The organism is Mycolicibacter senuensis (assembly GCF_003284925.1).
Lineage (GTDB): Bacteria > Actinomycetota > Actinomycetes > Mycobacteriales > Mycobacteriaceae > Mycobacterium > Mycobacterium algericum_A.
The window spans coordinates 1-6,202 of the sequence record NZ_QMEX01000186.1 but is presented as its reverse complement, the minus strand read 5'-3'; the positions used below and the strand labels follow the sequence as shown (position 1 = coordinate 6,202).

The following is a 6,202-nucleotide window of genomic DNA, read 5'->3' as shown; positions in this document are numbered from 1 at the left end:
CGAGCGCCCCGACACCCAGCATCAACATGACTTGGCGGCGGCTCATCTCAGGCACGGTGGCAATGTAACCCACGCCGGAACCGTCTCAAACCAGGCGTGCCCCGCCTGTCGGTGGGCTACGTCACTCGCTTTGGTCGGCACTGTCATCGAGCACACCGACCGCAATCCCGTAGGGCAAAAACCGTACTTTTCGCTTGGGATCGGGGTTGCGTTGGCTGGCCCGCAGTGCGTCGATCTCGGTGGCGTAGACCTGCTCGACCCGGGCCGCGCCGTCGTCGCCGACGGTGTAGATGGCCCACACGCCGTCGCCGGTCTCGCCCGTGGTCGGCGGCCCGGACCGCGCCGCCTGGGCCAGATCGGCGAGAATCCCGCCCCAGCCCGCCCGGTTGCCCGTGCCGAGCGCTCCGGAGAACCGGTCGAATGCGGCGCGCAGCCCCTCGCCGGCCTCGCGCATCATCCGGTCCAGGTCCTCAGAATCGAATCCGAATGCACCGTCGTTGCTCATCGCCAACCCCTTCCGGCCCGGTGTCCCACCCCAGTGTGCCCGCGGCGGGCGGGATCCGGCCAGTGTCAGGCGGCGTCGACCCGGTCGCGCTCGTCGATCAGCCGCCGCCCGCTGCTAAGCCGGCGGCGCATCGCCCACAGGTAGTAGCGCGACGGCAACCAGCGGATCGGCCGCGGCACCAGGCGGTACACCGGCGGCAGCACCGCCATCAGCGCGTCGAACAGCTGCTGATCGCGCGGGCTCCAGGTCCAGTGCAGTTGCTCGCGGAGTTGCGGCGGCAGCAGGCCTCGGGTGATCCACCGGTTCAACGGCATACCGAGCCGGATCAGCAGCGGCGAGTCGCCGCCGCGGAACAGCTCGTGGCAGAACGCCCGAACATGGTCGTCGATGGTCAGCTCGTCGAGCTTGCGCTGCCAGTACTGCTCGAACTCGGCGCGGGTCGGCGGCCACATCTCCGGCTTGACCTGCAGCGTGGTGCCGTAGACCGCCGACTGCTCATACAGCCGTTCGGCGGTGGCGTCGTCCATCGGGCCCAGGAAGCGCTCGTAGAGGTCTTGGCCGTTCTTATAGAGCGTGGCCGCCACCCACAGCTGCAGATCGGGGTCGAAGCCGTTGTAGGGCACCGGGCCGTCCGGCTTCGACTTCACCGGCACGTGCGCCTGGTTGACCATCTTGGCCACGGCGCGCCGCTCCTCCTCGGTGCCGAGGGTGGTGACGTAGATGTAGGTCATGGTGGTGCGCAGCCGGTCCAGCGGCCGGGACAGCACCGTGGAGTGATCGGCGACGCCGTGTCCGACGCCGGGCTCGGCCAGCTGCAGCAGCACCGTCACGCCCGCGCCGAGGAACAGGAAACCCTCACCGACGTAGTCGGCCAGGTCCAGACCCCGGTCGACCGGTGGCTGGGACTGCCGGATAGCCATGGCCGGATCCTCTCCACTATGCAACGATTCAACAATAATTGTTGCATTGTTCCGAGTTGTTGGCAATGTTCCCGGCGGTAGATTCGACCCCGATGGCCGCCAATCCGTTGTTTGCGCTGCTCGGGACGCCAGACGAGTCCGACGCCGATGCCCCCATCCTGCGGGCCGCGCTGGAGCAGTTCGCCCTCACCGGGGTCCGGCGGACCAGTACCGACGACATCGCCCGCCGCGCCGGGATCAACCGGGCCACGCTCTACCGGCGACTGGGCGCCAAGAGCGATATCGTCGCGGCCGCGTTCCTGTATGAGGCCGGGCGGGTGCTGACGCAGATCGACTCCGGCACCGGCCTGTTGGCCGACCATCCGGCCGACGCCGAGATCGACGATTACATCGTGCGGTTCTGCACCACCACCCTGGTCACGTTGCGCGACAACCGATTACTGCACCAGCTGCTCGAGGTGGACCGCGACGAGACGCTCCGAGCGCTGACGATCGGAGCCGGTGACGTGGTCGAGCTGGCCTCGGCGTTCCTCGCCGAGCGCATCCGGTTGGTGCGGGAGCGCTCCGGCGGCTCGACCGACGCAAGCGAGATCGCTTCGCTGTCAGCGGTGCTGGCCCGGCTGACCCAGTCGCTGCTGCTGACACCGGGCGGGCCGCCGCACTTGCACAGCCACGCCGAGATCACGGCGTTCTCCGCCTCGGTGTTGGTTCCGCTGATCCGCGGGCGGGCTTAGTTCTCCGGAACGGTGATCGGTATCGGTATCGGCACCAAGGGAATTCGCAGGTACTCGGTCGTCATCGGCACGGTCGTGGTCGGCGGCACCGTGCTGCTCGGCGGCACCGTGGTGCTCGGTGGTGCGGTCGTGGTCGGGGGTGCGGTCGTGGTCGGGGGTGCCGTCGTCGTGGTGGGCGCGGTGGTGCTCGGCGGCGGAGTCGTGGTGGTGGGGGGCGCCGTGGTGGTGGTGCTCGGTGGGGCGGTGGTAGTCGGCGGCGGTGCCAGTGTGGTAGCCACCGGCGGCGGTGCCGGTACGGGCGTGCTGGGCGGCGGTGGCGGTAACGCGCTGGACGACGGGACCGGCGACACCACCACGGCGCTGGTCTCCGGCTGCACCGGCGCCTCTGTCTCCGAGCTGCCCGCCAGGCTGTAAAGCGCGCCGGCGATCGCGATCAGCGCCACCAGGATGCCGACACCGAGCGCATACCGCGGCCACCGCGCCGGGTGGCGACGGCCAGCAACCGGCGGGGGGACCGATGCGGCCGGACGACGCCCGGTGCCGGGCGCCGGATCATAAGGATCCTCGACGTAGGGCACCGGTTCGGCGCCGGCACTGCCGTCCTCCTGCGACCAGGCGTAGGCGTCCACGACACCGGAACCGGGGCCTGACGTCACCGTCGGCGCCAGCTGGGTCGCACCGATTGCGTCCGCTTCCCGGGTGACATCGTCGGCCTGCGGGTCGTACATATGCTGACTACCTTGGATCGACAGCGGCTAGGGTCGTGACCACGTTAGGGGCACGGCGAGGTGAGCCGCCACCGTCGAGACCATAGGGTTATACAACCGTTAGCGGCAACGACTTTCGGGTGCGGAACTGGAAGGTCGCACCGCCGCTGACCTTGGTCACCATCACCTCGGGCAATTCCTTGGCCTCGGTGTCGGTTTGGGTCAGTTGTGCCGTCCACTCGTCGTCGGACCCTTCGACGCTGACCCGCAGCAGCGGGTTGACCGCGGTCGCGATGGCCTGCAACGGGTTGACCGCGGCCGGCGAACACAGCGAAATCCAGGCACCGTCGTCGTGCGCAGCTGAGCGATGCACCGCGATCCGGTCCTCAGCGATCTCGGCGCGCACGTAGCCGGCCGGATTGAGCAACGGGTGCAACTCGAAGGTGCGCAGCGCCCCGGCGATGTCGTCGGAGAGCCGCATGGCGTTCTTGATGCGCATCGCGCCCAGCCCGGCCAGCCCGGTCAGCTGACGGCGGCCCACCGAGACCGCCAGCTCGTCGGTGTCGGCCCGCGCGCGCACCGCCAGCGCGAACGACAGGTACAGCAGGTGCATCTGCAGACACACCTCGTCGGCCATCCGGACCAGTGCCGAGTGGGAGAACGCGGTGAAGTCGACATCGGACAGCAGCGGCCCAGTGTAGTCCGACAGTCCCTCATCGGCCGGATCGATCTCACCGAGTTGCCAAGTGGCGGCGTTGGTTTCGCTGATCACCGCCAACGCGGGGATCGGCTGGGCGTCCGGATAGGACTCATCGATGATGACGGTCCAGCAGCAGTGCGGCTGCCGGTCGGCCGGGGTGCGGGGCGGCCGGTGCACCGGGCGGCACTGCGCCTTGACGTTGGTGGCCACCGCGGTGGCGTCGAACGTCGGGTCCTCGATGGTGTGGCACATGCCGAAGACGTAGTCCTCGCCCATCGGCTCGACGTCGAGCAACGCGCCGCAGCTGGCCAACTCGAATTCGCCATTCCAGCGGTCGTGGACGGTGAAGCGGAAGTCCATGAACTGCGGCGGTGAGCCGATGTCGAACTGCAGGCCCTTGAAGATGGTGGGCACATCGTCGCCGACGTAGCCCAGCGCCCGCTGCATGCGCTGGGTGTAGACCGGGCTCGAGCCCGCCCACTCCTCGATAGCGATCTGCAGCATCTCCTCGCGGCCGAACTCCTGGATGCACCAGGCCATCCCGGAGCGGTCGATCATGTGCCCGATCAGCAACAGTTCGGGTACCAGCACGGCCAACTCGTCGCGCGACAGCGACGCATACCTGGATTCGGTCACAGAAGAAAAAATAGATCGGACTATGTTATAAAGTCAACAATGGGTATTTCCGCTGGTACTGCCGCATCTCCCGGTCCGACCCGGCGAACCGCCGCGCCCCGCAAGCGGGGCGACGACACTCGTGCCCGGATCATCGAGGAGACGGTGCGCTGCATCACCGACGAGGGCTTCGGCGCGGCCACCGCCAAGCACGTCGCCGAACGGGCCGGGGTGACCTGGGGCGTCATCCAGTACCACTTCGGCGACCGCAACGGGCTGCTGATGGCCGTGGTCGACGACGGTGTCGCCCGGTTGCTGACGAGCCTGTCGGCGGTCGACGTCGGCGGACTGGAGCTGCGGCAGCGCATCGAGGCCGTCGTGGACACCGCGTGGCGCTGCTACGCCAGCCCGACCTCACTGGCGGCGTTCGAGATCCTGCGAGCCACCCGCGGCAGCCTCGGTGAGCAGTCCCGCGAGCACCTGCTGCAGATGAACGAAGCGATCAACCGGCTGGGCGTGCTGGTCTCTGATGACCCGGCGGATTCCGGTGTGGTCGAGGTGATCTGGGCGTCGCTGCGGGGAATCGTGTTGGCACAGATGATCGTCGGCGGCGAATTCGACTGGCAAACCGAACGGCGGGCGCTGATCGAGATGGTCAGCCACTACTTGGAACGCGAGCGCCGATAACTACGCGGACTGGTCCGAAGGCCCGGTGCGCCAATGGGTCGGCAGCGGCTGGCCCTCCCGCGGTCGGTTGTGATAGGCCCAGGATGACGCCAACCAGCCGTTGCCGTTGGTCAGCGTGGTGACCGGCTGGCCGTCCTGCTCCTCGTTCTTCTTGCCCGTCTTCTGGCCGCGAGCACCGCTGGTGTCGGTCATTGCGCCCTGGCCGGCTGTCGTTCCCATCAGCGCCTCTTGGAACGCCGTGCCCGGCGGCAAAGCGCTCACGGCCGGCAATCGGGTCTCGGCAGCGGCCAGGGTGAACGCGGTCGGCCGCAGTTGCGGTGCCGCGCTGGCCCATCTCGGCGGTACCGACAGTCGCCCGACCGGGACCGCCCGGCCCATGCCGGCACCGACGGCCGGCGTGGTCGACGACGACAGCACACCGCGCGGGCCCAGCCCCTCGAAGGTCAACGCACCCTCGACGCCACCGCGCACGAACAGCAGCCGTCCCCAGCCGGCGCCGTTGGACACCACGGTGTACATGCTGGAGTCGAAGCTGATCCCGCTGGCGGCGACGCTGGTATAGGGCGTCAGCGGATTCAGCAGGTCGGCCAGCGACTCCGACGACGTACCCGACGTCCCGGTCGATGTCGACAGCTGTTGCAGCACGCCGTGTATCGCGCCGTTGAGGTGTGCCTGAGCACTGGTCCCGGCCGCATGTGAGGCCGCAGCTGACTGGACGCCCGGACCGGCCGGGTTGGTGGTGCGCGGCGGCTGGTCCACGGCCGGCAGGGCGCTGGCCGGCGTAGCAACGGCTGCATACCCGTACATCGCGACGGCGTCCTGCGCCCACATCTCGCCGTAGTGCGCCTCGGTCGCGGCGATGGCCGGAGTGTTCTGGCCCAGGAAGTTGGTGGCGACCAGCGCCGCGAGCAACGCCCGATTGGCGGCCACCTCGCCCGGCGGCACGGTCGCGGCAAACGCGGCCTCGTAGGCCGCCACCACAGTCTTGGCCTGGATGGCGGTCTGCTCGGCCTTGACGGAGCTCGCCTGCAGCCACGCCACGTAGGGCATCGCCGCCTTGACCATCGCCGCCGATGCCGGCCCGGACCATTCGTGGCCGGTCAGGCTGGCGATCACCTCCGCATACCCGACGGCAGCCAACTCCAGGTCGGCGGCAAGGGCATCCCAGGCCGAGGCCGCCGCGAGCATCGGCGCCGCACCGGGGCCGGTGTACATCCGCCCGGAATTCACCTCCGGGGGGAGCAGCGCGAAATCCATGCCGGCTCCCACTCAGCCCGCGGCCGGCGGTCGGGGCACGACCGTGCGTCGATTCGAAACGGCGCGAGACGTCGCCG

7 protein-coding genes are annotated in these 6,202 nt (G+C 69.1%); 3 read left to right on the top strand and 4 right to left on the bottom strand.

Going from position 1 to position 6,202, the window contains the following annotated elements; genetic code table 11:
• Positions 1–121 precede the first annotated feature (121 nt).
• Both DQP56_RS22055 and DQP56_RS22050 read right to left on the bottom strand, forming a co-directional pair.
• A complete protein-coding gene (locus tag DQP56_RS22055) occupies positions 122–505 on the bottom strand; it encodes an Rv0313 family protein (protein ID WP_112689072.1) in 384 nt (127 codons plus the stop codon).
• 65 nt (positions 506–570) lie between these two features.
• The gene (locus DQP56_RS22050) at positions 571–1,425 is read right to left on the bottom strand and encodes an oxygenase MpaB family protein (RefSeq protein ID WP_112689070.1); all 855 of its coding nucleotides are present in this window, start codon (positions 1,423–1,425) and stop codon (positions 571–573) included.
• A gap of 92 nt (positions 1,426–1,517) precedes the next feature.
• Between DQP56_RS22050 and DQP56_RS22045 the strand changes: the two genes are divergently transcribed.
• Both DQP56_RS22045 and DQP56_RS22040 read left to right on the top strand, forming a co-directional pair.
• Positions 1,518–2,159, top strand: coding sequence for a TetR/AcrR family transcriptional regulator (locus DQP56_RS22045; protein ID WP_112689074.1), 642 nt, complete (start codon positions 1,518–1,520; stop codon positions 2,157–2,159).
• A 12-nt stretch (positions 2,160–2,171) separates the two neighbouring features.
• The gene (locus DQP56_RS22040; RefSeq protein WP_112689068.1) at positions 2,172–2,573 is read left to right on the top strand and encodes a hypothetical protein; all 402 of its coding nucleotides are present in this window, start codon (positions 2,172–2,174) and stop codon (positions 2,571–2,573) included.
• 402 nt (positions 2,574–2,975) lie between these two features.
• On the opposite strand, the gene DQP56_RS22035 is transcribed toward DQP56_RS22040, so the two are convergent.
• Complete coding sequence (locus DQP56_RS22035; protein WP_112689066.1) at positions 2,976–4,202, bottom strand: hypothetical protein; 1,227 nt, start codon at positions 4,200–4,202, stop codon at positions 2,976–2,978.
• Between the two features lie 39 nt (positions 4,203–4,241).
• On the opposite strand from DQP56_RS22035, the gene DQP56_RS22030 reads away from it, so the two are divergent.
• Complete coding sequence (locus DQP56_RS22030) at positions 4,242–4,868, top strand: TetR/AcrR family transcriptional regulator (RefSeq protein WP_112689064.1); 627 nt, start codon at positions 4,242–4,244, stop codon at positions 4,866–4,868.
• Here DQP56_RS22030 and DQP56_RS22025 read toward each other — a convergent pair whose 3' ends face one another.
• A complete protein-coding gene (locus DQP56_RS22025) occupies positions 4,869–6,125 on the bottom strand; it encodes a PPE family protein (RefSeq protein ID WP_133259001.1) in 1,257 nt (418 codons plus the stop codon).
• Positions 6,126–6,202 lie beyond the last annotated feature (77 nt).

What these genes read in the sequence shown, in the direction of transcription:
- DQP56_RS22055 (WP_112689072.1), bottom strand. Translation starts at nt 505, where the DNA reads ATGAGCAACGACGGTGCATTCGGATTCGATTCTGAGGACCTGGACCGG.
- DQP56_RS22050 (WP_112689070.1), bottom strand. Translation starts at nt 1,425, where the DNA reads ATGGCTATCCGGCAGTCCCAGCCACCGGTCGACCGGGGTCTGGACCTG.
- DQP56_RS22045 (WP_112689074.1), top strand. Translation starts at nt 1,518, where the DNA reads ATGGCCGCCAATCCGTTGTTTGCGCTGCTCGGGACGCCAGACGAGTCC.
- DQP56_RS22030 (WP_112689064.1), top strand. Translation starts at nt 4,242, where the DNA reads ATGGGTATTTCCGCTGGTACTGCCGCATCTCCCGGTCCGACCCGGCGA.
- DQP56_RS22025 (WP_133259001.1), bottom strand. Translation starts at nt 6,125, where the DNA reads ATGGATTTCGCGCTGCTCCCCCCGGAGGTGAATTCCGGGCGGATGTAC.